The 26,386-nt window shown below is 59.6% G+C and carries 26 protein-coding genes and 2 pseudogenes; 19 read left to right on the top strand and 9 right to left on the bottom strand.

The genetic code is table 11. The features are described from left to right. From hcp1 to AB5Y81_RS08355, 7 genes and pseudogenes are all read left to right on the top strand, one after another. Nucleotides 1–180: pseudogene (gene hcp1, locus AB5Y81_RS08385) on the top strand (type VI secretion system effector Hcp1); the annotation flags it as partial. A 186-nt stretch (nt 181–366) separates the two neighbouring features. Beyond that, complete coding sequence (locus AB5Y81_RS08380; RefSeq protein ID WP_123245490.1) at nt 367–654, top strand: hypothetical protein; 288 nt, start codon at nt 367–369, stop codon at nt 652–654. 10 nt (nt 655–664) lie between these two features. Then, nucleotides 665–2,596 (top strand): annotated as a pseudogene (locus AB5Y81_RS08375) (type VI secretion system tip protein VgrG); the annotation flags it as partial. A 51-nt stretch (nt 2,597–2,647) separates the two neighbouring features. Next, nucleotides 2,648–3,448, top strand: coding sequence for an ADP-ribosyltransferase (locus AB5Y81_RS08370; RefSeq protein WP_341536332.1), 801 nt, complete (start codon nt 2,648–2,650; stop codon nt 3,446–3,448). Continuing rightward, nucleotides 3,445–4,245 (top strand): DUF4123 domain-containing protein, encoded by an 801-nt coding sequence (locus tag AB5Y81_RS08365; RefSeq protein ID WP_010634820.1) that lies wholly within the window; start codon nt 3,445–3,447, stop codon nt 4,243–4,245. The genes AB5Y81_RS08370 and AB5Y81_RS08365 overlap by 4 nt, the downstream gene beginning before the upstream one ends. Then, the gene (locus AB5Y81_RS08360) at nt 4,245–6,179 is read left to right on the top strand and encodes a DUF2235 domain-containing protein (protein ID WP_195878104.1); all 1,935 of its coding nucleotides are present in this window, start codon (nt 4,245–4,247) and stop codon (nt 6,177–6,179) included. The genes AB5Y81_RS08365 and AB5Y81_RS08360 overlap by 1 nt, the downstream gene beginning before the upstream one ends. After that, complete coding sequence (locus tag AB5Y81_RS08355; RefSeq protein WP_042009221.1) at nt 6,179–6,892, top strand: DUF2931 family protein; 714 nt, start codon at nt 6,179–6,181, stop codon at nt 6,890–6,892. Before AB5Y81_RS08360 ends, AB5Y81_RS08355 begins: the two co-directional genes overlap by 1 nt. A 128-nt stretch (nt 6,893–7,020) precedes the next feature. On the opposite strand, the gene AB5Y81_RS08350 is transcribed toward AB5Y81_RS08355, so the two are convergent. After that, nucleotides 7,021–7,905, bottom strand: coding sequence for a LysR family transcriptional regulator (locus AB5Y81_RS08350; RefSeq protein ID WP_279484717.1), 885 nt, complete (start codon nt 7,903–7,905; stop codon nt 7,021–7,023). A gap of 109 nt (nt 7,906–8,014) precedes the next feature. On the opposite strand from AB5Y81_RS08350, the gene budA reads away from it, so the two are divergent. Then, nucleotides 8,015–8,794: an acetolactate decarboxylase gene (gene budA, locus AB5Y81_RS08345; protein ID WP_279484716.1), complete on the top strand. Its 780-nt coding sequence runs from the start codon at nt 8,015–8,017 to the stop codon at nt 8,792–8,794. A gap of 27 nt (nt 8,795–8,821) precedes the next feature. After that, on the top strand, nt 8,822–10,492 hold the full coding sequence (gene alsS / locus AB5Y81_RS08340; protein WP_016349836.1) for an acetolactate synthase AlsS: 1,671 nt from the start codon (nt 8,822–8,824) through the stop codon (nt 10,490–10,492). A 100-nt stretch (nt 10,493–10,592) separates the two neighbouring features. Here the strand turns inward: alsS and AB5Y81_RS08335 are convergent, their stop codons facing one another. Beyond that, the gene (locus tag AB5Y81_RS08335; RefSeq protein ID WP_279484715.1) at nt 10,593–11,168 is read right to left on the bottom strand and encodes a DJ-1 family glyoxalase III; all 576 of its coding nucleotides are present in this window, start codon (nt 11,166–11,168) and stop codon (nt 10,593–10,595) included. Nucleotides 11,169–11,201: 33 nt separating this feature from the next. Next, a complete protein-coding gene (locus tag AB5Y81_RS08330; RefSeq protein ID WP_017787777.1) occupies nt 11,202–12,149 on the bottom strand; it encodes a ketopantoate reductase family protein in 948 nt (315 codons plus the stop codon). Nucleotides 12,150–12,506: 357 nt separating this feature from the next. Here AB5Y81_RS08330 and AB5Y81_RS08325 point away from each other — a divergent pair, with 357 nt between their 5' ends. Further along, nucleotides 12,507–12,989 (top strand): YajQ family cyclic di-GMP-binding protein, encoded by a 483-nt coding sequence (locus AB5Y81_RS08325; RefSeq protein ID WP_005303589.1) that lies wholly within the window; start codon nt 12,507–12,509, stop codon nt 12,987–12,989. A 104-nt stretch (nt 12,990–13,093) separates the two neighbouring features. On the opposite strand, the gene AB5Y81_RS08320 is transcribed toward AB5Y81_RS08325, so the two are convergent. The 6 genes from AB5Y81_RS08320 to AB5Y81_RS08295 form a co-directional block, all read right to left on the bottom strand. After that, complete coding sequence (locus tag AB5Y81_RS08320) at nt 13,094–13,936, bottom strand: outer membrane protein OmpK (protein WP_005303585.1); 843 nt, start codon at nt 13,934–13,936, stop codon at nt 13,094–13,096. A 156-nt stretch (nt 13,937–14,092) separates the two neighbouring features. Then, on the bottom strand, nt 14,093–15,472 hold the full coding sequence (locus tag AB5Y81_RS08315) for an MFS transporter (protein WP_054544282.1): 1,380 nt from the start codon (nt 15,470–15,472) through the stop codon (nt 14,093–14,095). Nucleotides 15,473–15,559: 87 nt separating this feature from the next. Beyond that, entirely contained in the window at nt 15,560–15,889 is a 330-nt protein-coding gene (locus tag AB5Y81_RS08310) for a hypothetical protein (RefSeq protein WP_268027054.1), read from the bottom strand. 116 nt (nt 15,890–16,005) lie between these two features. Continuing rightward, nucleotides 16,006–16,557 (bottom strand): peptidylprolyl isomerase, encoded by a 552-nt coding sequence (locus tag AB5Y81_RS08305; RefSeq protein ID WP_005303575.1) that lies wholly within the window; start codon nt 16,555–16,557, stop codon nt 16,006–16,008. 15 nt (nt 16,558–16,572) lie between these two features. Next, the gene (locus AB5Y81_RS08300; protein WP_010634807.1) at nt 16,573–17,145 is read right to left on the bottom strand and encodes a YajG family lipoprotein; all 573 of its coding nucleotides are present in this window, start codon (nt 17,143–17,145) and stop codon (nt 16,573–16,575) included. A 29-nt stretch (nt 17,146–17,174) separates the two neighbouring features. Beyond that, nucleotides 17,175–18,317: a methyltransferase gene (locus AB5Y81_RS08295; RefSeq protein WP_201880314.1), complete on the bottom strand. Its 1,143-nt coding sequence runs from the start codon at nt 18,315–18,317 to the stop codon at nt 17,175–17,177. Nucleotides 18,318–18,509: 192 nt separating this feature from the next. Between AB5Y81_RS08295 and AB5Y81_RS08290 the strand changes: the two genes are divergently transcribed. From AB5Y81_RS08290 to nqrM, 9 genes are all read left to right on the top strand, one after another. Continuing rightward, entirely contained in the window at nt 18,510–18,818 is a 309-nt protein-coding gene (locus AB5Y81_RS08290) for a BolA family transcriptional regulator (protein WP_005303561.1), read from the top strand. 441 nt (nt 18,819–19,259) lie between these two features. Next, complete coding sequence (locus tag AB5Y81_RS08285) at nt 19,260–20,603, top strand: Na(+)-translocating NADH-quinone reductase subunit A (RefSeq protein ID WP_017764093.1); 1,344 nt, start codon at nt 19,260–19,262, stop codon at nt 20,601–20,603. A 3-nt stretch (nt 20,604–20,606) separates the two neighbouring features. After that, complete coding sequence (locus AB5Y81_RS08280; RefSeq protein WP_279484714.1) at nt 20,607–21,836, top strand: NADH:ubiquinone reductase (Na(+)-transporting) subunit B; 1,230 nt, start codon at nt 20,607–20,609, stop codon at nt 21,834–21,836. Then, nucleotides 21,826–22,614, top strand: a complete 789-nt coding sequence (locus tag AB5Y81_RS08275) for a Na(+)-translocating NADH-quinone reductase subunit C (protein ID WP_005303548.1) — start codon at nt 21,826–21,828, stop codon at nt 22,612–22,614. Before AB5Y81_RS08280 ends, AB5Y81_RS08275 begins: the two co-directional genes overlap by 11 nt. Then, nucleotides 22,607–23,239, top strand: coding sequence for an NADH:ubiquinone reductase (Na(+)-transporting) subunit D (locus AB5Y81_RS08270; protein WP_005303545.1), 633 nt, complete (start codon nt 22,607–22,609; stop codon nt 23,237–23,239). Before AB5Y81_RS08275 ends, AB5Y81_RS08270 begins: the two co-directional genes overlap by 8 nt. 3 nt (nt 23,240–23,242) lie before the next feature. Continuing rightward, a complete protein-coding gene (nqrE, locus tag AB5Y81_RS08265; RefSeq protein WP_017764094.1) occupies nt 23,243–23,839 on the top strand; it encodes an NADH:ubiquinone reductase (Na(+)-transporting) subunit E in 597 nt (198 codons plus the stop codon). A 17-nt stretch (nt 23,840–23,856) separates the two neighbouring features. Continuing rightward, complete coding sequence (gene nqrF / locus AB5Y81_RS08260; protein WP_005303535.1) at nt 23,857–25,080, top strand: NADH:ubiquinone reductase (Na(+)-transporting) subunit F; 1,224 nt, start codon at nt 23,857–23,859, stop codon at nt 25,078–25,080. A 3-nt stretch (nt 25,081–25,083) separates the two neighbouring features. Further along, on the top strand, nt 25,084–26,124 hold the full coding sequence (locus AB5Y81_RS08255) for an FAD:protein FMN transferase ApbE (protein ID WP_005303533.1): 1,041 nt from the start codon (nt 25,084–25,086) through the stop codon (nt 26,122–26,124). An 11-nt stretch (nt 26,125–26,135) separates the two neighbouring features. Beyond that, on the top strand, nt 26,136–26,360 hold the full coding sequence (gene nqrM, locus AB5Y81_RS08250; RefSeq protein WP_279484713.1) for a (Na+)-NQR maturation NqrM: 225 nt from the start codon (nt 26,136–26,138) through the stop codon (nt 26,358–26,360). Nucleotides 26,361–26,386: the final 26 nt, after the last annotated feature.

Genomic DNA, 26,386 nt, shown 5'->3' with positions numbered 1-26,386 from the left:
GTGCTGACCGATGCCACCATCGTCGACATCGACTGCCAGATGCCGCACTGCCAGGATCCGGCGAAGTCTGACTTCACCCAGCTGATCCAGGTCTCTCTGGCCTATCGCAAGATTGACTGGGAGCACACCGTGGCCGGTACTTCCGGTGCGGATGACTGGCGCGCACCGATCGAGGCCTAATTCTCGATCTCTTATTGCCGTTATTCCTTGTAGTGCACCCCATGGCCTGGTGATGGCAGTGTCAGCTGTCGTCAGGCCAGTGCAAGCTTTCTCCGACCCGTTCAGCTGGATGCGGTCGGAGCTTTTGTGTTTTGCCATATGGCTGCGAGCCGACCTTATTGCAAAGCACAACAGAGGCCAGTCGTCATGTGTTCCACCATTGCATCGTCCGGTGACATGCTCATCGATCGCGATGGGCTTTTCCCATCTCCCGTGATTTCAGTCAGCTCTGAGCGTTCCCTCGGTGGCAAATTGGCGTCCCGGCAGGACGAGCCGCTGGCCCCTTACGATAAATCCGACAATGCCCTCCGTCCGCACAGCATCTCTGGTCGCCAGCGAACTTTGCGGTGTGGCGGCCAACCCATCACCGTGACCGGCACCGCCGTCGGCTGCGGCGGTGTGGTGATTGGCTCGGGCAGTGGACAGGCAGGTTAAGGAGCGCTTCATGGCAGACAGCACAGGATTACAATTTACCGTCAAGGTGGGGGCGCTGCCCGAGAACACCTTCGTGGTGGCCGAGTTTGCGCTGGATGAGGCGCTCAACCGGCCGTTCAACCTGCGCCTGGAGCTGGCAAGTGCCCAGCCCGACATCGACTTTGGCGCCGTGCTGGACCAGCCGTGCGAGCTGCTGGTCTGGTACAACGGCGAGCTGCAGCGTCGGGTGTGCGGGGTGGTCAGTGACTTCGCGCAAGGAGACAGCGGCTTTCGCCGCACCCGCTATCAGCTGCTGGTGCAGCCGGCCCTGTGGCGGCTGTCACTTCGCCAGAACTCCCGCATCTTTCAGGCGCAAAAGCCCGATGAAATCCTCAGTATCCTCTTGCAAGAACACGGCATCACCGAATACGCCTTTGCGCTGAAAAACGAGCACGCCAAGCGGGAATACTGCGTTCAGTATCGGGAGAGCGACCTCGATTTCGTGAACCGCTTCGCCGCTGAAGAGGGGATGTTCTACTTCCACGAGTTTGAAGCGGGCAAGCACCGCATTGTGTTTGCCGACGACGCGGCCGCCCTGACCGCCGGCCCAGAGCTCTTTTTCAACCTCGGCAACCGCTCGCTGGAGCAGGGGCCTTATGTCCGTCAGTTCCACTACCGCGAGGCGGTACGCCCCTCGGATGTGGAGCTCAAAGACTACAGCTTCAAGACCCCGGCTTATGGCCTCTCCCACAAGAAGATGGGCGCAGAGCTGACCCACCAGCGCGATACCTACCAGCACTTCGACTACCCAGGCCGCTACAAAGCGGACCCGAGCGGCAAGGCCTTTGCCCAACATCGGCTGGATGCGCTGCGCAACGATGCGGTAGCCGGCAGTGGCAAGTCCAACTGCGCGGCTCTGCTGCCGGGCCAGACTTTTTCACTCACTGAACACCCCAACGGCAGCCTCAACACCGACTGGCAAATCGTCCATATCCGTCACACCGGTGAACAACCCCAGGCCTTGGAAGAAGAAGGCGGCAGTGGCCCCACCGTCTACCACAACGAATTTGGGGTAGTAAAAGCGAGTACCACCTGGCGGGCGCGTATCGGCAGCCCGGAGGCCCCCCACAAGCCGATGGTGGATGGCCCGCAAATCGCCATGGTGGTGGGGCCCGAGGGGGAGGAGATTTACTGCGACGAACACGGTCGGGTGAAGCTGCAGTTCCCGTGGGACCGTTATGGCAGCTCCAGCGACCAGAGCTCCTGCTGGGTGCGGGTCTCCCAGGGTTGGGCCGGCGGCCAGTACGGCATGATGGCGATACCCCGTATCGGCCACGAGGTTATCGTGAGTTTCTTGGAAGGGGACCCGGATCAGCCCATCGTGACTGGTCGCACCTATCACGCCACCAACCGGCCGCCCTACGAGTTGCCGGCCAACAAGACCCGCACCGTGCTGCGCACCGAGACTCATCAGGGGGAGGGCTTCAACGAGCTGCGCTTTGAAGACCAGGCGGGCAAGGAAGAGATCTACATCCACGGTCAGAAAGACCTGAACGTACTCATCGAGAACGATGCGGCCTGGCACATCAAACACGATGAGCATCGGGACATCGACAACGAGCGGGTGACCCGCATCAAGGCCAACGACCACCTGACGGTGGAGGGCGAGAAGCGCGACCAAGTGAAGGCTGACTACTCGCTGACGGTGGATGCCAGCCTGCACCAGAAGTTGGGGCAGTCCCTGCTGGTGGAAGCGGGGAGCGAGGTACATCACAAGGCGGGCATGAAGATAGTGATGGAGGCAGGGGCCGAGTTCACCCTCAAGGTGGGCGGCAGCTTTGTCAAGATTGATGCCGGCGGCGTTACCCTCAGTGGCGGTTCCATCAAGATGAATTCAGGCGGCAGTCCGGGTTCAGGTTCCGGCTGGGATGGCAAGGCTCCCGTTCTACCAGGTAATGTCGAGGTGCCAACACCACCACCAGCAACGTTACCAGCCCCGGCCATCCACAAGAGCATGGAGTCCATGGCGCCGCTGGCCAAGCCTTGTCCAGCAGCCCCGCCACCTGTGCCCCCTCCGCCTGCCGGGGGGCCACCGGCTCCACCGCCCGCTCCACCCCAGCTTGCCGGAGGCCCAATGGTGCCACCGCCGCCGCCACCTGTTGCGGCCAAAGGGGAAGGTAAAAAGCCGGCAAAGAAGTGGGCGACGGTAGAGATATCCAAAGCGGATGAAGCGCTCAGATACTATTCGGCGCAGGGGTACACATTGCTCAATAACTATTTGCGTGATCGCCCCTACAAGCAGCGAGAGGCCATCGATACCCTGCTTAGTCGCAGCTATTTGAATGATGAGCCGACATCTGCGGGTGAATTTGATAAGGCAATGAAGGCCTATGTTGCCGATGTGGAGGCTGGTCTGGCGAAATTGCCGGCTTCACCTGAGTTGTCTTTCGTCTACCGGGGGCTGGCGCTGGACAAGCCGGAGCTTGCAGCCCTGAAAGATCAGTTCATAGGGGTGGGCAATATCGTTGTTGAGTCAGGATTCATGAGTACCTCACCGGACAAGGCCTGGGTCAACGATACCTTGTTGAAGATACGCCTGCCTGCCGGTCATGGTGGTCGTCTGCTGGGGGAGGCTGCGCACTTCAAGGGGGAAGCAGAAATGCTGTTTCCGACGCAGACCAGGCTAAGGGTCGATCGAGTAGTTTCCACCACGAGCGATGATTTCGATACCTTGCTCAATACGATCCCAACCTCTGACAATGCATCGGATAACCGCAGCAGGATCAAGCGACTGATTGAGGTTTCCGTATTATGACTTTATTTGATTGGCTCGCTGGCGAGCAAGCGGGTGAGAGGTATGCCGTCATCGATGGAGCCCAGGCAGAGTCAGCTGTGGCGGATTTTTATACCTATGATGGAGAGAATGCCAATCCACTTTTTGCAGGTACCGCTTTCGATGAGCACTCTGCGTTGGGGCCTTGGTTGCTGCCTGCCCCTTCCACTGAGTTCATGATGGCCAATCCCGCCCTGAGCGGCTTCTACCTGATCAGCGACCAATCAGTGGAGCTGATCCGCCGCCATTGGCAGAGCCTGATAGAAGCGATACGCGAGGGAGAAGCCGTCTGGTTTCGTTTCTCTGACCCACGCATTTTCCTGCCCATGCTCAGCGCCATGACCCCTGATGAACGCGATAGTGTGCTGGGGCCCTGTTCCGGGCTCTGGATCCATGGCAAAGCCTTCTCTCGCACGCCTCATGCCCGGTTCCAACCCGCATTGCAAACTCCCTGGTTTCATATCCGGCCTCATCATCTGGCTGGGCTCTACGACGAGAACCGTCATGCCTACATCTTGCGGCGGCGGTTATGGCAGACCATGACGGCTATGATGGAGCGCCATCCTGACCCGGCCGGGACCATTTTACCCACACTCAAACTGGCCAATCAGGATGGGCTACAAGAGGATGTGCGCGATGGTGTGGTGGCTGGCGCCTTGGCCTTGCAGGCCAATCTGGCTCTTGAAGAGATACGGGGGCCATTGATGCTGACCGACGATGAACTGGTTCAGGTAGCCAACTGGCTGAACAAACATCACGAATTGACAGGAGTATCCTGATGGCGGCAGATCCCCACTGTATCCCTTGCGAACGTTATGATAACTGGGTAGAGGTAGACATTCGCGATGAGCACAACCGTTCGTTCAAGGGGCTCAAGGCCACTTTGACTGACGAAACCGGCAAGTCAGAGACGGTCACCCTGAAGGATGGACCCACCCTGGTGCGAGGTTTTGCAGTTGGTCCGGTGACAGTAAAAATCGAGACGCCAGCCTGGCTCAAGGCGGCGCAGTCCCGTGAGGCCCTCAAGGAGGGTGAGACTACACAGGTACCCGCCTATACAGACAAGTTATTCGGGCACTGCGACGTCAAACGAGAGCATATCAAGGTGACCACCGGTGACCTTTGTCTCACCGAGCCAGAACAGCCGCTACCGAAAGGACATCAGTCAGGACAAGCCCAGCCTCCCCGTTTTTTCACCAAACACTCCTATGTGATTGAGGTGAAAGGCTATCAGATCAATATCTTGCGGATTGGGGTCTTTTTCGATGGAACCTCAAACAACACTTTTAACCATTTGATTGGAAAGGATGGGATCGAGACATTTTTGGAGCAATGCGCTGCCCCTGAAGAACGTGAAGCACTGCGCAAACAGTGCGAGGCGGGGGATGTTCCTCTAAAGGTTGCAAGTCAAGCAAATGACATGACCAATATTGGTAAGGCCCATGATTTATACATTCGCCGCAATAAAGGTGCTCTTAGTGTTGCGGTTTATATTGATGGCATCGGCACTGAGGATGGGGATAGTGACACTGGAGCTGGACAAGGTGCCGATACTGGGAGCACCTCAAGTCTTGCCAAAGTTGAGAAGGCCTGTAAAACCAAGATTGTAGAGGAGCTTAAACTACAATTAGGCCCAACAATCAATACCCTCGACTGTATTAACAAGATCAACTTTGATGTATTTGGTTTTAGCCGAGGAGCCTCGGCTGCGCGGCAATTTGTAAACATGCTCGATCAACAAGCAAACCATCTCTTGGCTGATGCTATAGGAAATGAGAATGCCATCAAGCTAAAAGCAAGCTTTGATTGGGCTAGTCGTGAAGATTGCCGCATTAAATTTGTCGGTCTGTTCGATACAGTTTGTACTGCAATGTTCAATAAGCGAAACGTAACGTTAGCTCCCGACTGTGCCGAACGAGTAGTTCATCTCATTGCAGCCGATGAGTGGCGCTATTTCTTTGCCCTGACCCGTATCAGCAATGATATTGCTGGCGCCAAAATTGCACCCAATTTTACTGAGGTTATTATTCCAGGTTCTCACTCTGATGTGGGTGGCGGTTATTACAGTCGATGGAGTTTGAGCAATCCTAATAGCGATCCCGCGATTACAGAGCAAGTCTCCATCAAGGTTTGTAGAAGTGAAGAATCTGCTACGATATATGACCCTAAAGATAGTAGTGCCTATCGACGAGCCAAGAAGTATGCTGAAGAGCAGGTGTTAAAGGGGTGGGGTAACGAGGTGATTGATTTGCCTAATATGGCGAGCTCTCCGGTGAGGAATAAGGTCAGCTTGCGAGTGAGGAGCCGCCGGCACCCCAAGACAGATAAAATGAATGTCGAAGTTGAAGTGCTGCTCAATCGCGTAGTCGAAGGTGAATACTCACGTATTCCACTTCACATGATGGTCACAGCAGCTCAGGATGTTGGAGTGCCATTTATCACATGGAAACCAGATGAACGGGCACTCACGTTGGAAAGTGGTGCGCCTAAACTCCCTCGTACCGATCTGGCCAAACTTGATATGCTCTGGGGTAATGCTGCCAAAGAGCTGGGAGTGTCTAAGGATTTAACTAAGCAACTCGATGCCGAGGCCTATCGCCAACTACGTTTTGAATACCTCCATCACAGTGCTGATACGGGGTTGGTGAATACGCCACATCATCATAGAGGACAAGAGGCCCGTCATATTTACACTAATCAGGAGGGGGGGTAATGAAATTCCGTTGGATAAGTTTATCGCTGCTGATTTTTGCTCTCCTTGGGGGCAGCAGCAAGGGAATGGCCAACAGCCCAAATACTATGGATTGGCGTTATATGGTGGGTACAAATGCGGATGAAATTTGGAGCAGCAAAGCTAATTTTTATCGAGATGGAAAACCTATTCATGGCTCATCAAATGGGGCGGTATCATCAGTTAGCAAGGAGTCATTAAGGGACAGAGACTACCGCTGGACCATCGGCAAGGGAAGGAGTGCTGAAAACCAACCGATACCCGATGAAGTACAAATAGAGTGGGTCTCATACCATGATAAAAAACGGTATGGTATTACCCTGAATTTACCAGCTGACATTGGTACTCATATGGCTCAACGATACCTCATCTCAAATGGCAAAAAACGCGAAGAAACACAGCGTAATGTCATCGCCATAGGAATGGCTTCTGGCGGTTATGTCGAGGTGTTCCTGACGCAATACAACGTAAAACCAGACATTTTGCTTGTTAGGGGGTTAGCGCATGAAGTAACCGATGATTATTATGACAAGCGAGTTCCCTTGCGCAAGCAATACGGGTTTGACGAGTTTTATCAAGAATATGGTGCAGCCTATCAAAAGTACCCAACCCCCAGTGGAATGGCTTGGGCTCCCATCATGGATGCCTACCGTGCTGCCCAACCCGTCACCGATGTGAATCCTGTGGCTGAATAACAATTCAGTTTCATCTCAACCGGCGATAAAGGTGAGTTGAATTACTCAGCAGGCCAATATTTATTCGCGAAGTAATACGGTGCCAAAACCCCCATCCGCTTGTGCCGATGGGGGTTTTTGTTTGTCTTTCAATGGTGGCCGGGGATCAGCCCAATCAGATGCTGCAGGCTTTTTTGACGGGGATGGCGGCGGGTGGCAAGGCTGATGCGGGTGGTGAGCGGTTCATCTGCGATGGGGTGATAGCTGACGCCGTGGGGGTGCAGCTCGCTGACCGAGCGTGGGATGATGGCGACCCCGAAACCCGCCTGCACCATGCCGACGGTGGAGATCACCTGCGGGCTCTGGCTGCCTAGGCGGGGGCTGAAGCCGGCCCGCTGGCAGCGCTGGGTGATGGCGTCGTGCAGCCCGGGCCCGAGCTCACGGGGGAACAGGATGAAGGGATCCTGCGCCAGCGCCTCAATGGGAATGGCGCCACTGCCGGCCAGCGGATGGTGCGGGGGCAGGGCGATCAGCATCTCCTCCTCATCGATCAGGTGGTGGGCCAGCGCCGAGCTGCTGCTGCAGGGCAGACGCAAGATGGCGGCATCCAGCTCCTCGCTCACCAGATCACGCACCAGATTGGGCATGCTGTTCTCGATGGGGTGCAGGCTGACCTCCGGCCAGGCCTGGCGAAAATCGTGGATGAGTTGCAGCACGCTCGGGTGCAACACGGTGGAGCCGGCAAAGCCGAGGCGCAGCGAACCCAGCTGGCCGCGAGCAATGCGTCTGGCCTTTTGCATGGCCTGCTCGGTATGCGCCAATATCCCCTTGGCATCCTGATAGAGGCTCAGCCCCGCCTCGGTCAGCTCCACACTGCGTGTCAGCCGGTGAAACAGCGGCGTGCCCACCTCCTGTTCGAATTTGCGGATCTGCTGGCTGAGCGGCGGCTGGGCCATGCCCAGCGCCTCGGCAGCGCGGGTGAAGCTCTGTTTGTCTGCCACGGCCACCAGGTAGCGCAGGTAACGGAATTCCATATCTGGTACGTCTCGAAGCTGATGGGTTTGGATATTGGTATCAAACTGTGATCTTGGTCACTATTGAATCCTGATTTGCCAACCTAACAGGATTGGAGGTGAAATCCAAATGGAAACCAATTCATCATGTGACTGCGCCATCGAGATCAGCCAGCAGTTTGCTCGCTGGCAGGCTCGCCAGGGGGGCGGCGAGGTCTACCAGAGCTCCCTGATGAGCGCCCTGCTGGCGGGGGTGTACGAGGGGGAGACCACCATGGCCGACCTGCTGCGCCACGGTGACTTTGGCCTCGGGACCTTCAACCGGCTCGACGGCGAGCTGATTGCCTTCGAGCGCCAGATCCACCAGCTCAAGTCTGACGGCTCGGCCCGTCCGGCCAGGGCCGAGCAGAAGACCCCGTTTGCGGTGATGACCCACTTTCGCCCCTGCCTGCAGCGGCGCTTCGATCACCCCCTGAGCCGCGAGGAGATCCACCAGTGGGTGGATCGGTTGGTGGGCACCGACAACGTCTTCGTCGCCTTTCGGCTCGACGGCCTGTTCGAACAGGCGCAGGTGCGCACAGTTCCCTGCCAGCATCCCCCCTACAAGCCCATGCTGGAGGCCATCGAGGCCCAGCCGCTGTTCTCGTTCAGCCAGCGGCGCGGCACCCTGGTGGGCTTTCGTTGCCCGCCCTTCGTGCAGGGGATCAACGTGGCCGGCTATCACGAGCACTTCATCACCGAGGATCGCCGGGGCGGCGGCCACATCCTCGACTACGCCATGGGCCACGGCCAGCTGCAGCTGTCGGTGGTGCAACACCTCAACATCGAGCTGCCCCGCAACCCGGCCTTTCAACAGGCCGACCTCAATCCCGCCGATCTGGACCGCGCCATCCGCGCCGCCGAAGGCTGAGCCCTTCGCTTAACAAGGAGTGACATCATGGAAAATCAACACTGGGCATGTGGGGCCGAACTGGTGGTGCGCCATCTGGAGGCGCAAGGGGTCAAGCAGGTATTCGGCATTCCCGGGGCCAAGATCGACAGGGTATTCGATGCGCTGGAGGACTCCCCCATCGAGACCATAGTGGTGCGTCACGAGGCGAATGCCGCCTTCATGGCCGCCGCGGTCGGCCGGCTCACCGGCAAGGCCGGGGTAGCGCTGGTGACCTCGGGGCCGGGCTGCGCCAACCTCATCACCGGCCTTGCCACCGCCACCTCGGAAGGGGATGCCATGGTGGCGCTGGGCGGTGCCGTGCGGCGGGCTGACGGCCTCAAGCTGACCCACCAGAGCCTGGATACCGTCAGCCTGTGCCGGCCGGTCACCAAGTTCAGTGCCCAGGTGGGCACCGGCTCCGCCCTCTCCGAGGTGATGGCCAACGCCTTTCGCAGCGCCGAGCTGGGGCGGCCCGGGGCGGCTTTCGTCAGCCTGCCGATGGACATCATCAATGAGCCGGCCGATGGAGCCATCCTGGTGCCGAGTGCCATCCCGGAGCCGGGAGCGGCCGACGAGCGTGGCATCGATCGGGCGCTGAGTCTGCTGGCGCAGGCCCGCAAGCCGGTGGTGCTGCTCGGTCTGCTGGCCAGCCGGCCGGAGAACTCCCTCGCGGTGCGCGCCTTCCTCGACAAGAGCCGACTGCCGGTGACGGGCACCTATCAGGCGGCCGGGGTGGTGGATACCCACCATTTCGACGACTTTGCCGGGCGGGTGGGGTTGTTCAACAACCAGCCGGGGGACAAGCTGCTGCAGGATGCGGATCTGGTGGTCTGCATCGGTTACAGCCCCATCGAATACGACCCCGTGCTGTGGAACGGCACCGGCGAGCGCCAGCTGCTGCACATCGATGCGCTGCCGGCGGAGATCGACAGCAGTTACTGCCCGGCGGTGGAGCTGGTGGGCTCCATCAGCGCCAACCTGGCGCGGCTGACCCGGATGCTGCACCAGCCGCTGGCGCGGGATCCGGCCATTACCGCGCTGCTCGGCGAGATCCGTGCCCAGCGCCATCAGCTCGCCGAACATGCCGGCCGGCTGGGAGGCACCCCCATTCATCCGCTGCGCATCGTCAAGGAGCTGCAGGACATCATCGGGCAGGACATGACCCTGTGCGTGGACATGGGCAGCTTTCACATCTGGATTGCCCGCTATCTGTACAGTTTCCGGGCCCGCCAGGTGCTCATCTCCAACGGCCAGCAAACCATGGGGGTGGCGCTGCCCTGGGCCATCGGGGCCGCCATGGTACGGCCGGGGGAGAAGATCATCTCGGTGTCTGGCGATGGCAGCTTCATGCAGTCGAGCATGGAGCTGGAGACGGCGGTGCGGCTCAAGTCCAACATAGTGCACATCATCTGGGTCGATAACGGCTACAACATGGTGGCGATGCAGGAGGAGAAAAAGTACTGCCGCAGCTCCGGGGTGAGTTTCGGCCCCATCAACTTCAAGGCCTATGCCGAGTCGTTCGGGGCGGCCGGGTTTGCCGTCACCTGTGCCGAGGATCTGCGAGCAACCTTGCGCGCCGCCATGGCGGTGAGCGGGCCGGCGGTGGTGGCCATCCCGGTGGATTACAGTGACAACCACCTGCTGATGGAGCAGCTCAGACCTGAAATGCTCAGTTGAGCCGGGTCTGAATCGGCGGGCTGCGAAGCGGCCCGCCCAACGCAGAGCGCCCCTTGCCAATCGGCAAGGGGCGCTCCGTCATTGCGAAAGGAAGAGTCACTCAGGGCATGAGCGAGGGGGGCAACACCATGGGGCCGGCCACCGCACGGGCAGCCTCGTCACCGCGCAGCACCCGCACCAGTTCGAGGGCGAACTCGATGGCGGTGCCCGGCCCCTGGCTGGTGATGAGGTGATGGGCCTGATCGGTCACCACCCGCGCCGTACTGAGCTGCGCCGCGGGCAGGCGGGCCTGAAAACCGGGATGGCAGGTGGCGCGGGCTTCCCCCAGCAGATCGTGGTGCTGCAACACCACGGCGGGGGCGGCGCAGATGGCTGCCCGCCAGCGCTGCGCTGCCGCCTGCGCCTTGAGCAGGGCGATGGCACGCGGCGTATCGCGGATAACCTCGCTGCCGGGCAGGCCGCCCGGCACGACGATGGCCTCGAACTCCTGATCCGCCAGCTCGTCGAGGTGGCAATCCGCCACCAGCTGTACCCCGCGGGAGGCCTTGATCTGGCGCTGCCCAGAGGGGCAGCAGGAGGCCAGCACCACCTCGATGGCCCCGCGCACCAGGGTGTCGACGATGGCGACCGTCTCTATCTCTTCCGACCCGGGGGCCACCAGTACCAGTACGCTCATCCGTTGCTCCTTGCGTTGGCGAGCCCGATGGGCTCACTGCTTCTCTTTGATGGCCTGATAGAGACCCTGATTGACCGGCACCGCGATGCCGTGGCTGGCCGCCCGGGCCAGCAGGAAGCCGGTGATGGCCTCAATCTCGGTCTCGCGCCCCTGCTCCATGTCCTGATACATGGAAGAGTAATTGTCGGCGGTGAGCTCCACCACCGTCATAACCCGGCGCAGCAGCTCGTCGCTGCCGGTGGGCTGGCCTTCGGCCTGCATCACGTCCGCCACTTCCACGCAGATCTGCTGCAGGGCATCGGCAAAGCGCGGGCCGGCCAGCTCGCCATTCTTGAGTTTGTAGAGCGCGGTGAGCGGGTTGATGGCGCAGTTGACCGCCAGCTTCTGCCACTGGCGCGCCTGGATCTGCTCATCCCAGCCGGCCTGGCCGAGGGCGGCCGCCAGCTCGTCCGCCAGGGCGGCATGGGCTCTGGCCGCCTCGTTGACCGGGCCTAGCCAGGTTTCGCCCTTGCCGGTGTGGCGGAACACGAAGTGGCCGCTCTGCATGGCGCCGTGGCTGGTGACGCCGGCGATGACCGGATTGTGGGGGAACAGCGCGACCACCTGTTCGGCGATCCCCATGCCGTTGTGCAGCAGCACGATGGGCACGTCGGTTGCCAGCTGGCCCACCAACGGGGTCAGCGCCTCGATGACCTGGCCGGCCTTGGTCATCACCAGCAACCGCTGGATCTGACCCGGCTGGTCGACGAAGCCGCGCTCGATGTTGATGAGCTGGGTGTTGCCCTCCAGCGAGGTGAAGTCGATGCCGGGGTGCAGGGTGGCGCGGTGGCGCTCGCGCAGCAAGACGCGGGTGGACTGGCCGCTTTGAGTCAACAGGGAGGCAAACACACCGCCCAGGGCGCCGCAGCCCAGCAGGGTCCATTGGGGAGAGGGGGTGTGTCGACTGTGTGTCAGGTTGTAATCGCGTGATCCGCTTGGCATGGAGAGACTCAATCAAGGTAGGGGCTGCATTCCAGTCAACCACCTGCCGGGGATAAGTGAAGATGTCGCCTGGCGGACACCTGGAACGGGTTCATGATCTTGCTGCGAGGTCGTGATCAAGGCTTGTACGAGGCTTGCGCATGTGAAGCCGGAAGCCCAGGTATTCATATACAAGCGGGCTCCTGCGCAGCGATTTACCTTGCGGACGACCTCTCGCGACAGATACTGAACAGGTTCTAACGGGTCTCGCCATTCCTGTGCGCAGGGGATTCTAGCAGAGCAGTCCCATCGAAATCAGCAAATTTGCCGTAATTCTGGTAGATTTGCCCCCTTATAGCGCAACATGAGGAGCCCACTATGCCGTCATTCGATATTGTCTCTGAAGTCAAAATGAACGAGGTGTTGAACGCCGTCGACAACGCCAATCGTGAACTGGCGACCCGTTTCGATTTTCGTGGTGTTGAAGCCAGCTTCGAGTTGAACAAGGAAGAGGTCAAACTGGAGGCCGATGCCGATTTCCAGCTCAAGCAGATGGTCGAGATCCTGCGCGGTGCCCTGCTCAAGCGCAACATCGAGAACAGCTCCATGGACGTGGGTGACAGCGTTCACTCCGGCAAGCGCTTCCACCTGACCGTGAAGTTCAAGCAGGGGATCGACAAGGAAGTTGCCAAGAAGCTGGTGAAGCTGATCAAGGATTCCAAGATCAAGGTGCAGGCCGCCATTCAGGGCGACGAGGTGCGGGTCACCGGCAAGAAGCGCGACGATCTGCAGGAGACCATGGCCCTGGTGCGTGGCGCCGAGCTGGGCCAGCCGATGCAGTTCCAGAATTTCCGCGACTGATGGATGGCCGGGGAGGGCGTGGCTCTCCCTTTATTTGCCGCCATCGAGCCATAAAAAAACCGGAGCAGCTGCTCCGGTTTTTTGTATCCCTGATACCCGTTCGATTAGAACTTGTAGGTAACGGAGAAGTAGTGGCTGAAGCCAGAGCTCTTCCACGGGGTACCGTCGTAGGCGGTGGAACCGTCTTTGGTGCCGTAGGCATCCATGAAGTACTTCAGGCCGTAACCGACGGCGTAGCGGTCGGAGTGCCAGTAGATACCGTGGAAGGTAGCCAGGTTGTCGCTGGTACGGTCAGCACGGTTGTGGGTGTCCAGGTCGAAGGCGTAATCCAGGTAACCCTGATAGGAGACGAAGCTGCCGTTGCTGAAGGTGTAGAAAGGCTTGAACCAGTTCATGGCGAACCAGTAACCGTTCCACTCACCCTCTTCTTCGGTGAAGAACTGGTTTTCGGTGGCGTGACGAGCATACAGGTTCATGCCCACTTTGCCGAACCAAGGCACTTGTACATCAGCACCCAGACCGATCATGTTTTCCATCTGGTTGTCGCCGATGTTGTTCAGAGAGGCGATGTAAACCTCTTGCACCGGACCGAAGGAGAGATCTTTACCAGTCAGCGCATCCAGAGACATACGCGGCGCAAACTTCATGAACAGGTTCTGACCTTTGTGCTTGTCGCTGTGACGGGAGTCGAAGATATCGAAGACGTCGACGTAACCGTACAGGTCAAACAGGCCGGAACGACCACCGAATTCCATTTCGAAGTAGGTGTCGTTGTAATCTTCAGCACCTGCAGTGAAAGGACGTTGGTCGATGGTGTGCATGACGTTGAACTGCATCCACTTGTAGTCATTCTTGTGGATGTCACCGCTGTAGTCAGCAGCGAAAGCCGGGGTAGCGGCGGCAGCCAGCAGACCGGCACCGATCAGAGTCTTGGTAAATTTGGCCATTTTATTGGTCTCTTGTGCGTTAGTTGAGGTTTTCCGTAGCCTGCCCACAAGGAGCGGAAGGGATTCTAGCCAAATAAATTCACCGGATAAACCAGCACCAGGGAACTTTATTCGGAAGTGTGAATCTAATCACCCCCAATTGTACGCAAACGCTTGCTATTTGTCCGATTGCGGTAACAAGGCACTTCCTCGTTTGGCAACCAACACGATCAGGATCAGCACCGGAATGCCGAGCAGGCTGGTGCTGATGAAGAAGCTGCTGTAGCCGAACTGCTCGACGAAGCGGCCGGAAAAGCCCGCCAGCAGCTTGGGCAGCAGCAGCATCACCGAGCTGAACAGGGCGTACTGGGTGGCGGAGAAGGCCACGTTGGTCAGGCTCGACAGATAGGTGACGAAGGCGGCCGTGGCGATGCCTGCGCTGAGGTTGTCCAGCGAGATGATCAGGGTCAGCAGCTCGAGGTTGTGGCCCACTTCATTGAGCAGGGCAAACAGCAGATTGGTGCTGGCGGTGAGCAGGGCGCCGAGGAACAGGATGCGCAGGGTGCCAAAACGCATCACCAGCACGCCGCCGAGGGCGGCCCCCACCAAAGTCATGATGACCCCGTACACCTTGGTGATGGTGGCCACCTCGGTCTTGCTGAACTGCATGTCCACATAGAAGCTGTTGGACATCACCCCCATCACCACGTCCGAGATGCGATAGCAGGCGATGAGCCCGAGGATCAGCAGGGCGGAGCCGCCGTAACGGCGAAAGAAATCGGCGAACGGACACCAGATGGCCTCGTAGCTCCAGGCACCGAGACCGGCCAACCCAGCCGGCCAGCCGCGGGCGAGCAGCAGGCTCTTGCGGGCCGCCTGTTGTTCATTCTGGGCGGCGAGATCAATGACGGGTTCGTGGCAGAAGAGGGTGGTGATGACGCCGAGGGACATCAGCCCCGCCATCAGCAGGTAGGTGAGCTGCCAGCCGCGATAGTCGTAGCCGTCGTTGCTGCCGAGCCAGGCGGCCAGTGCCAGTGCGCCAGCACCGGCCATGATCATCGCCAGCCGGTAACCAGTCATGTAGGAGGCCGCCATGGCCGCCTGCAGCCGCTCGGGGGCCGACTCGATGCGATAGGCATCGATGACGATGTCCTGAGTGGCGGAGGCGAAGGCCACCAACAGGGCAAACAGGGCCAGCTGGGCGAGCTGGGTCTTGGGATCGCAAAAGGCCATACCCACCAGCGAGGCGGCGATCAGCAACTGGGAGAAGAGCATCCAGCTGCGGCGCCGGCCCAGCCAGCGGGAGAGCAGCGGCAGCGGCAGCCGATCCACCAGCGGTGACCACAGCCACTTGAAACCATAGGCCAGCGCCACCCAGCTCATGTAGCCGATGTCGGTCAGGCTGACATCCGCTTCTCGCAGCCAGAACGAGAGGGTGCCGAACACCAGCAGCAGCGGCAGGCCGGAAGAGAACCCCATGGCAAACAGGATGAGAACCCGAGTCTCAAGGTAGACGGCGAGCGACGCGCGCCAGCTCGGTGTACGGACAGTGTTCAAATACCTGACTCCTCTGGGAAAATTGCGCCATTTTGTCAGGTTCGGGTTGGATAGCCAAGGCAAGCCGGGCAGGGGAGGGCACTATATTCAGGGGCGCAGGCCGATGCAGTGGCGCGGCAGCGGCCCGTCCGAGGTCAGGAAATTGGCGCACTCCATCAGCTGCAGGCGCAACCAGACGTCGGCGATGATTTGCTGTTCATCCCATTGATGCAGGCTGTGCAGCAGGTGCCAGAATACCCCCTCCTGCTCGGAGGCCGGGGTCTTGTCGGCGGGGACATAGGGCAGATCCTGCCAGTGGGACAACAGCTGCCAGCTCAGATCTTCCAGCTGTTGATAGGGAATTTCTCGTGCCAGAAAGTGACGAACCGTCTGGGCCAGCGGGATGGCGTGCTGGGCGATGTAGTCGTTGCAAGTCACCGGAACCTCCTTCTCCTCTCGTGGGCCTGGCCCCGCATATCGGGGCAAGGCCAGAGTATAGAAAGGGGCACCGGTGACCCGGACCGCGGTGATGGCGGATTGTGATCCGCTCCGCGTTATTTGTCCGCCAGCAGGACCACCTTCTTCAGGATGATGGGGCTGGTGGGCACGTCGTTGGCACGCAGGATGGGGCTGTAACCGGTCTGCACCTGTGCCAGCTTGTCCAGTACCTCCATGCCCTGCACCACCTGGCCGAACACGGTGTAACCGGCGCCGGCATTGGCGTTGAGGTTGTTGTTGTCGACCAGGTTGAAGTAGAACTGGCGAGTGGCGCTGTCGACCGCCTGGGTGCGGGCCATGGCGATGCTGCCGCGCTTGTTGGGCAGGCCGCCCTTGGACTCGTTGACCACGGGGTCGAAGGTGGGCAGTTGCTGGAACTGCTGATTGTAGCCGCCTCCCTGCACCACGAAGTCCTGGATCACCCGGTGGAAGATGCTGCCGTCATAGCTGCCATCGGCCACGTAGCGCAGGAAGTTCTTTACCGTCTGCGGCGCCTGCTTGGAGGCCAGCTCCACCACTATGTTGCCGTGGTTGGTCTCCATCCTGACCTTGGGGCCGGCGAACGCCAGCGGGGCGATCAGCATGGCCAGTAACCAGAGTTTTTTCATCTATTCGCTCCTTGCTCAGCTCGGCTGACCTTTGAGATAACCGCGCAGGGCGGTGTCAGCCATGATCTGCTGCAGTACGCTGCCCAGCTGCTGGTTCAGGGTGGACTCCAGTTCGGCCATGCTCGGCTCGCCCGGGCCTTCCTTGCTGGAGGACATGTTGAACTGCTTGGTCAGCTTGCTGCCCTGGAAGTCGGCGATCACCTGCAGGCTGACGCGGGACTTGGTGACATAGGTGAAGGTCTTCTCTTCTACCGTGACCGCGGCAGTGGAGATGGCCAGAGTCAGGTTGGTGGTGCCGCTGTTGCCTACTTCCAGGCCCTGGCTGCGCAGCCCTTCGGCGAGCTTTTCCGCCAGCAGGCTGTTGAGGGGCTGGCTGCTGTTGACCAGTACCGCGGCCTTCTCTTTTTTCTTGATGGAGAAGACGTAGGCGGCTTCACGCTTGTCCACCCCTTCCAGGGTGATGCGGTTGCCCGAGTAGTACTGCTGGTTGGAGGGGATCACCTGCGGATTGAGCAGGGCGCTCTCCGGCCAGTGAGTCGCACAACCACCCAGCATCAGGGCGGCCAGCAGCAAGAGTGACTTTTTCATCATGGGTTTCCTTTCGCGTTTGATGGCGTTTAACGTTTGATGGCTTTCAAAATAACGAATTTGCTGTTCGACGCAACGACTTGTGCGTTGGCGAACAGGCGCTTGAGCTTGTTGTGATAGTCCAGATGGCGGTTGCCCACTATCCAGAGTTCCCCCCCTTTGGGCAACACTCGGTGGGCGTCGCTGAACATCTGCCAGGCGATATGATCGGTGATCGCCTGCAACTGATGGAACGGCGGGTTGCAGAGGATCCGATCCGCCGAACCGGCAGGCACGCCGTCGAGACAGTTGTTGACCATAAAGTGGGCGCGGGGCAGGGCCGCCGGCAGATTGTGCTCGACGTTGAGCCGGGCCGAGGCGACCGCCATGCGGGACTCGTCGACGAAGGTGACCTCCACCTCGTTGTCACGCGCCAGCAGGGAGAGCCCCAGCACGCCGTTGCCGCAGCCCAGATCGATCACTTTGCGGGCACTGTGGATGGGCAGATTGTCCAGCATGAAGCGGGCGCCGATATCCAGACTGGTGCGCGAGAACACGTTGGCATGGCTATGGATGAGCATGTCGGTGCCCTCCAGCGGCCAGACCGTGGGGAAGGGGTTGGCCAGCGCGGGACGCTCGGCGGGCGCAGCGGCTGGAGTGCAGTGAATGAGGCGCGCCTTCTTCCAGGCCAGCGAGGTGCGGGTCGGCCCCAGGTATTTCTCAAACAGCGCCAGGGTGGAGGTGTGGATATCCTTGGCCTTGCCGGCGGCGATGACGCGGGTAGCGGGGGTAACGACCCCGCGCAGGGCCAGCAGTTGCTGCTCCAGCAGCGCCTGATACTTGGAGACCTTGATCACCACCAGTGCAGGGGCATCGGGCAGGGACGCCAGCGCATCCTGCAGGCGGATGGCCGCGGGATCCAGGCCGTTCTCTGCCAGGTTGGCCAGGGTAGCCCGCTCGCTGATGTGGGAGTCGGTGACGCAGACAGGGGCATGAGGGTGCAGACAGGCGGCCAACGCGCCGAAGCCGTCGTTCATGATGATGACGGGGCCATCCTGCTCGAGGGGCTCCTCGGCCAGGGTGTTGATCAGGTACTCGTCGGCGGCGTCCCAGGCCTGCAAGGGATCCTGCTGCTGACGTGGATAGCGATACAGGGTCAGGCGACAGTGGGCCGTGTCGAGAAGGGTTTGCATAGGCGAATTGTCCAGCTGAGTCATGTAACGGGCCCCGGTGGGGCGCAAAGTGGCGCTATTCTAGCGGGGGCGGAGAATTTCACCAGCCCGGCAGGGCTGCAAGCGGGATTTTCCCGCACCGTCCGATTTCGTCATCCGGCCAACCCTGGCTACAATGGCCGGACATCCATTTTGGGAGTTTTGCTCGTGACCATGCAACAACAGATCGAGGCCAAGCTGGCCGCCGCCTTGTCCCCCAGCCACCTGGAAGTGATCAACGAGAGCTACATGCACAGGGTGGCGCCGGGCTCGGAGAGCCACTTCAAGGTGGTGGTGGTGAGCCAGGCGTTTGAAGGACAGCGCCTGCTGGGGCGCCATCGTCAGGTCAATGCGGTGCTGGCCGACGAGCTGGCGGGGGCCATTCATGCATTGGCGCTGCATACCTATACCGAGCAGGAGTGGCAACAACGGGAGCAGGCGCCGAGTACCCCCAGCTGCGTCAGCAAAAACGGACTCTCTTAAGACTATTGACGAATTGATTACTCAATCTTCGACCAGTTAACAATTTCAAAACCTGTTTCGGCGACGTTTCGTACTCATGAGGGGAGCGTCGCCCTCCCACCGCGCCATCAAGATTTCTAATCCTTTTTCGAACATAAAAATTATTACCTATTTTGGGGTAATGATGGCTAACTCGAGGCCGCGCCTGAGGTTTCACGAGAAAAAGCGACGCGATTAAATTGCGATGATTTTGTGATAGAGCGGGGATTTTCCCCATTTTGCATGGCAGGAAACTTGCCATAGGTGGTAAACTCAGGCGCTTTTGAATGACTCTGTATGTTGCTGATTTGTTTATTTCTTCGACATCTTGCCGCAACATCAACGGGCTCATTCAACAACTCGTCGTGATGTATTTCTCGGCGCTAACCAACCTGTCTTCCCTTAACGGTAGTGCAAGTGAGTATGATTACAATTAAAAGAGGACTGGACATCCCCGTGCTGGGTGCTCCGGAGCAAGTAATCTACGATGGCCCGGCCATCACCCGTGTTGCTACACTCGGCGAAGAGTTCGTGGGGATGCGTCCTACTATGTTTGTCAAAGTAGGTGATCGCGTCATTAAAGGTCAGGAGCTCTTCGAAGATAAGAAGAATCCCGGCGTTAAATTCACGGCCCCCGCCACCGGTGTGGTTTCAGAGATCAACCGTGGTGCCAAGCGCATTCTGCAATCCGTTGTCATCGATATCGATGGGTCCGACGAGCAGGTGACCTTCGAGCATTTTGCTTCCGTCGAGCTGCCTAAGCTCGAACGCAGCAAGGTGCAGGAGATCCTGGTCGCGTCCGGCCAATGGACTGCGTTGCGTACCCGCCCGTTCAGCAAGGTGCCAGCCGTGGGTTCCACCCCGCGTGCCATCTTCGTCACCGCCATGGACACCAACCCGCTGGCCGCCGACGCGGAGCTGATCATCAAGGAACAGTCTCAGGCGTTCCTCGACGGTCTGGCCGTGCTGACCCGCCTGACCGATGGTTCCGTCTATGTCTGCAAGGGCGAAGGCAGCCTGCCGCACGCTTCCCTGGCGCAAGTCAAGGAAGAGGTGTTCGTCGGTCCGCACCCTGCCGGCCTGCCCGGTACCCACATCCACTTCCTGGACCCTGTCGGTGCCAAGAAAGTGCAGTGGCACATCAACTATCAGGACGTGATCGCCTACGGCAAGCTGTTCACCACCGGTCAGATCCATACTGACAAGGTGATCGCCCTGGCCGGCCCGAACGTCATCAAGCCGCGTCTGCTGCGTACTCGCATGGGTGCCTGCATCAGCCAGCTCACCAACAACGAGCTGCGTGCGGACGAGAATCGCGTCATTTCCGGTTCCCTGCTGAGCGGTGCCAAGGCTGAAGGGGTCCATGACTACCTGGGTCGCTACCACAATCAGGTCAGCGTGCTGGGTGAAGGTCGCGAGAAAGAGTTCCTGGGTTGGGTCAATCCCAGCGCCAGCAAGTTCTCCATCACCCGTACCACCCTCTCTCATCTGGTGAAGGGCAAGCTCATCAACTTCACTACCACCACCAACGGTAGTGACCGCTCCATGGTGCCTATCGGCAACTATGAGCGCGTGATGCCGCTCGACATCCTGCCGACCCTGCTGCTGCGGGATCTGGTCTCCGGCGATACCGACAATGCGCAAGCGCTCGGCTGCCTGGAGCTGGATGAGGAAGATCTGGCGCTCTGTACCTTCGTCTGCCCCGGCAAGACCGAGTACGGCCCGATCTTGCGTGAGTGCCTGACCAAGATTGAACTGGAAGGTTAAGCGATGAGTTTCAAGCAACTTCTTGAAAATATGGAACATCACTTCGAGCCGGGTGGCAAGTACGCCAAGTACTATGCCCTGTTCGAAGCGGCGTACACCCTGTTTTATACCCCGGGTTCCGTGACCCGCAATGCCGCCCACGTCCGTGATGCGATCGATCTGAAGCGGATGATGATCATGGTGTGGCTGGCCGTGTTCCCGGCCATGTTCTGGGGCATGTACAACGTCGGCAACCAGTCCATCGCCGCCATCGCCCATCTGGGCACGGCCGCCGGTGCCGGCAGCTGGCAATATGCCCTGGCTACCCTGCTGGGTGCCTCCCTGGATCCGGCGGTGGCCGGCATCGGCAGCAAGATGCTGATCGGTGCTGCGCACTTCTTCCCGATCTACATCACCGTCTTCATCGTCGGTGGTTTCTGGGAAGTGCTGTTCGCCATGGTGCGCAAGCACGAGATCAACGAAGGCTTCTTCGTGACCTCCATCCTGTTCGCGCTGATCGTGCCGCCCGAGCTGCCCCTGTGGCAAGCTGCCCTGGGTATCACCTTCGGTGTGGTGCTGGCCAAGGAAGTGTTCGGTGGTACCGGCAAGAACTTCCTGAACCCGGCGTTGGCGGGTCGTGCTTTCCTGTTCTTCGCCTACCCGGGTCAAATCTCCGGTGATGCGGTCTGGGTTGCCGTCGACGGCTACTCGGGCGCAACCGCGCTGAGCCAGTGGGCCCAGGGCGGCCAGATGGCGCTGATCAACGGTGCCACCGGCCAGAGCATCAGCTGGATGGACGCTTTCCTTGGCAACCTGCCCGGTTCCATCGGTGAAGTCTCTACCCTGATGATCCTGCTGGGTGCGGCCATGATCGTCTACATGCGCATCGCCTCCTGGCGCATCATCGCCGGCGTGATGATCGGCATGGTAGCTACCTCCCTGCTGTTCAACGTCATCGGTTCCGACACCAACCCCATGTTCAACATGCCGTGGCACTGGCACCTGGTGCTGGGTGGTTTCGCCTTCGGTATGGCCTTCATGGCGACCGACCCCGTCTCTGCTGCCTTCACCAACAAGGGCAAGTGGTGGTACGGCGCCCTGATCGGCGTGATGGTGGTGCTGATCCGGGTCGTGAACCCCGCCTTCCCGGAAGGCATGATGCTGGCCATTCTGTTTGCCAACCTGTTTGCCCCCTTGTTTGACCATTTCGTGGCACAGGCGAACATCAAGCGGAGGATCGCTCGTGGCGTTTAATAAAGACTCTACTACCGGCACTCTCGCCGTAGTGACCGGTCTGTGTCTGGTCTGCTCCATCGTGGTCTCCGTGGCCGCCGTGGGTCTGCGTCCGGCCCAGCTGGAAAACAAGGCGCTGGACAAGCAAAGCAACATCCTGTCCGTCGCCGGCGTCGACATCAGCGCCGTGGCCAAGCGTGACCTGGCCAAGCTGTATGGCGACAAGATTGAAGCGCGTCTGGTGGATCTGGCCACCGGTGAGTTCGTTGACGGCGATGCCGACAACTTCGACACCAAGGTCGCCGCCAAGGATCCTGCCCAGAACATTCGCCTGGCTCCGGCCGACGACAAGGCTGGTCTGCGTCAGATCTCCAAGCTGGTCCCGGTGTTCTTCGCCAAAGATGCCGAAGGCAAGGTCGACAACATCATCCTGCCGATCTACGGCCAGGGTCTGTGGTCTACCATGTATGCGTTTGTAGCGGTCGCGGCCGATGGCCAGACCATCAAGGGCATCACCTACTACGACCACGGTGAAACCCCGGGTCTGGGTGGCGAAGTCGAGAACCCGGCCTGGCGCGAGCTGTTCGTCGGCAAGAAGCTGTTCGACCAGAACGGTCAGCCTGCGCTGCGGGTGATCAAGGGTCATGCTCCGGCTGGTTCCGAGCATGAGATCGACGGTCTGTCCGGCGCGACCCTGACCGGTAACGGCGTACAGCATACCTTCGACTTCTGGATGGGTCCCAAGGGCTTCGGTCCTTTCCTGGCCAAGGTTCGTGCAGGAGAAATCAACAATGGCTGACAAGAGCGAAATGAAAAAGTTGCTGTTGACGCCTGTGCTCGGCAACAACCCCATCGCACTGCAGGTGCTGGGTGTCTGTTCCGCGCTGGCCGTTACCAGCCAGATGAAGACTGCGTTCGTGATGACGCTGGCCGTTACCGCGGTCACCGCCTTCTCCAACCTGTTCATCTCCCTGATCCGCAACCAGATCCCGAACAGCGTGCGGATCATCGCCCAGATGGCGGTGATTGCCTCGCTGGTTATCGTGGTTGACCAGGTGCTCAAGGCGTATGCCTACGACATCTCCAAACAGCTGTCGGTGTTCGTCGGCCTCATCATCACCAACTGTATCGTGATGGGCCGTGCCGAAGCCTACGCCATGAAGAGTGCCCCGCTGCCCTCCTTCCTGGATGGTATCGGCAACGGTCTGGGTTATGGCGCCGTGCTGCTGACCGTGGCCACCGTGCGTGAAATCCTGGGCTCCGGCACCTGGTTCGGCATCGAACTGCTGCCGCTGGTGAACAATGGTGGCTGGTATGTGCCGAACGGCCTGCTGCTGCTGCCGCCGAGTGCGTTCTTCATCATTGGTCTGATCATCTGGGGCGTACGCACCAAGGATCCCAAGCAGGTGGAGGCGAAGGATTAAGGTATGGAACACTATATCAGTCTGTTGATTCGCTCGATCTTCATCGAGAACCTGGCGCTCTCCTTCTTCCTGGGGATGTGTACCTTCCTGGCGGTGTCCAAGAAGGTCAAGACCGCCATGGGCCTGGGTGTCGCCGTTATCGTGGTTCAGACCGTGGCCGTGCCGGCCAACAACCTGATCTACAACTACGTGCTCAAAGACGGTGCCCTGGTGTCCGGTCTGGATCTCAGCTTCCTGAGCTTCATCACCTTCATCGGGGTGATCGCGGCCCTGGTGCAGATCCTGGAGATGGCGCTGGACAAGTACTTCCCGGCCCTCTACAACGCGCTCGGTATCTTCCTGCCACTCATCACAGTGAACTGCGCCATCTTCGGTGGCGTCTCCTTCATGGTGCAGCGTGACTACAACTTCGTTGAGTCCGTGGTGTATGGCGTGGGTTCTGGAGCCGGCTGGATGCTTGCCATCGTGGCGATGGCGGGGATCCGCGAGAAGATGAAGTACTCCGATGTTCCGGAAGGCCTGCGTGGTCTCGGCATCACCTTCATCACCGCGGGTCTGATGGCGCTGGGCTTCATGTCCTTCTCTGGTATTTCCCTGTAATCGGAAAGGAAATATAGATGGAAATTATTCTGGGTGTGGTCATGTTCACCGTGATCCTGCTGGCCTTGGTGGCAGTCATTCTGTTCGCCAAGTCCAAGCTGGTAACTGCCGGTGACGTGACAATCAGCATCAACGGCGACCCGGCCAAGGCTGTGACCAGCCCGGCGGGTGGCAAGCTGCTCGGCGTGCTGGCCGGCAGCGGTATCTTCGTCTCCTCTGCCTGCGGCGGCGGTGGCTCCTGTGGTCAGTGCAAGGTACGGGTGAAATCCGGCGGCGGCGACATCCTGCCGACCGAGCTGGATCACATCAGCAAGGGCGAAGCCCGTCATGGCGAGCGTCTGGCCTGTCAGGTCACCGTCCGTTCCGACATGGACATCGAGCTGCCGGAAGAGATCTTCGGCGTGAAGAAGTGGGAATGTACCGTCATCTCCAATGACAACAAGGCCACCTTCATCAAGGAGCTCAAGCTGCAGATCCCCGATGGCGAGAGCGTGCCGTTCCGCGCCGGTGGTTATATCCAGATCGAAGCGCCTGCCCACCACGTGCAGTACAAGAACTTCGATATTCCTACCGAATATCGCGGTGACTGGGATCGCTTCAAGATCTTCGAGCTGGAGTCCAAGGTCAACGAGCCGATCATTCGTGCCTACTCCATGGCCAACTATCCGGAAGAGTTCGGCATCATCATGCTTAACGTGCGGATCGCGACCCCGCCGCCCAGCAACTGGACTGCCCCTCCCGGCCAGATGTCCTCCTACATCTTCAGCCTGAAGGCGGGCGACAAGGTGACCATCTCCGGTCCGTTCGGCGAGTTCTTCGCCAAGGACACCGACGCGGAAATGGTGTTCATCGGTGGTGGTGCCGGTATGGCGCCGATGCGTTCCCACATCTTCGATCAGCTGCGCCGTCTGAAGACCAAGCGCAAGATGAGCTTCTGGTACGGTGCCCGTTCCAAGCGCGAGATGTTCTATGTCGAAGACTTCGACATGCTGCAGGCCGAGAACGACAACTTCCAGTGGCACGTGGCCCTGTCTGATCCGCAACCGGAAGACAACTGGGACGGCTACACCGGCTTCATCCACAACGTGCTGTTCGAGAACTATCTCAAGAACCACGAGGCGCCGGAAGATTGCGAGTTCTACATGTGCGGTCCTCCCGTGATGAACGCTGCCGTCATCAACATGCTGAAAAACCTCGGCGTTGAAGACGAGAACATCCTGCTGGATGACTTTGGTGGTTAATCAATGCACAGTGTTGTAAAGACCTGGCTAGCCTTCGGGCTAGCCTTTTTCTTGACTGGGTGCGGTCAGGAACAAACGGTCCAATCGAAGCCGGAAATTCACATCACCGGCAGCACCATGGGTACCTACTACTCCATCAAGGTGGCGGACAACGTCATCACCGATCCCGCCAAGTTCCAGGCCGAAGTCGATGTACTGCTGGAGCGGGTGAATGATCAGATGTCGACCTACCGGCCGGACTCCGAGCTGTCGCGCTTCAACCAGCACCGCAGCTCGACGCCCGTGGTGGTCTCCCGCGATACCGCGCGGGTGGTGACCGAGGCCATTCACATTGGCCGTGAGAGCCGCGGGGCGCTGGACGTCACCGTCGGCCCCTTGGTCAATCTGTGGGGCTTCGGGCCCGACGCGCGCCCGACCAAGACGCCGTCTGACGAGCTGATCACCCAGACCCGCCAGAAGACCGGGCTCGGCAATCTGCACGTGATCACCTCCGTCGATGCCGATACCCTGCAAAAGGACATCCCGGATCTCTACGTGGATCTCTCCGCCATTGCCAAGGGCTTTGGCGTCGACAAGGTGGCCGAGTATCTGGAGTCCCTGGGTTCGCGCAACTATCTGGTTGAGATCGGCGGCGAATTGCGGATCAATGGCGTCAACGGCAAGGGTCACCCCTGGCGCGTCGCCATCGAGAAACCGACGGCCAACGCCGGCTCGGTGCAGGAGGTGATAGTGGCGGGCGACAACGGGGTGGCGACCTCGGGCGAGTACCGCAACTATTACGAGCTGGACGGCAAGCGCTTCTCCCACACCATCGATCCCATGACCGGCAAGCCTATCCAGCACCGGATGGTGTCGGTGACCGTGATCCACCCCTCCTGCATGACTGCAGACGGGCTGGCGACCGTGTTCATGGTGCTCGGACCCGAGAAGAGCCTGGCCTACGCCAAGGAGCGGGGGCTGGCCATTTTCGTGATCACCAAGACGGATGAGGGTTTCGAGGAGTCTTACTCCGATGCCTTCAAACAGTATCTGGTTAGAAAATAAGGGGCGGTAACATGCAGATTTTTTTGATCACCTTCGGGGTGTTTCTGGTGGTAGTGGTGGCCATGGCCATCGGCTACATCTTCCAGAAGAAGACCATCTCCGGCTCCTGTGGCGGACTTGGCGGCATAGGTATCGAAAAAGAGTGTGATTGCCCGGAACCCTGCGACAACCGCAAGAAGAAGATGGCCAAGGAAGAGGCCCGTCGCAAGATGCTGGCCGAGAACCGGATCATCTGAGCGGGCAGGGGCACTCGCACCCATGT

The organism is Aeromonas sp. s2 (genome assembly GCF_040907935.1).
Taxonomy (GTDB): Bacteria; Pseudomonadota; Gammaproteobacteria; order Enterobacterales; family Aeromonadaceae; genus Aeromonas; species Aeromonas dhakensis.
The sequence above is the reverse complement of the archived record's forward strand: the minus strand, read 5'-3'. Positions and strand labels throughout refer to the sequence as shown.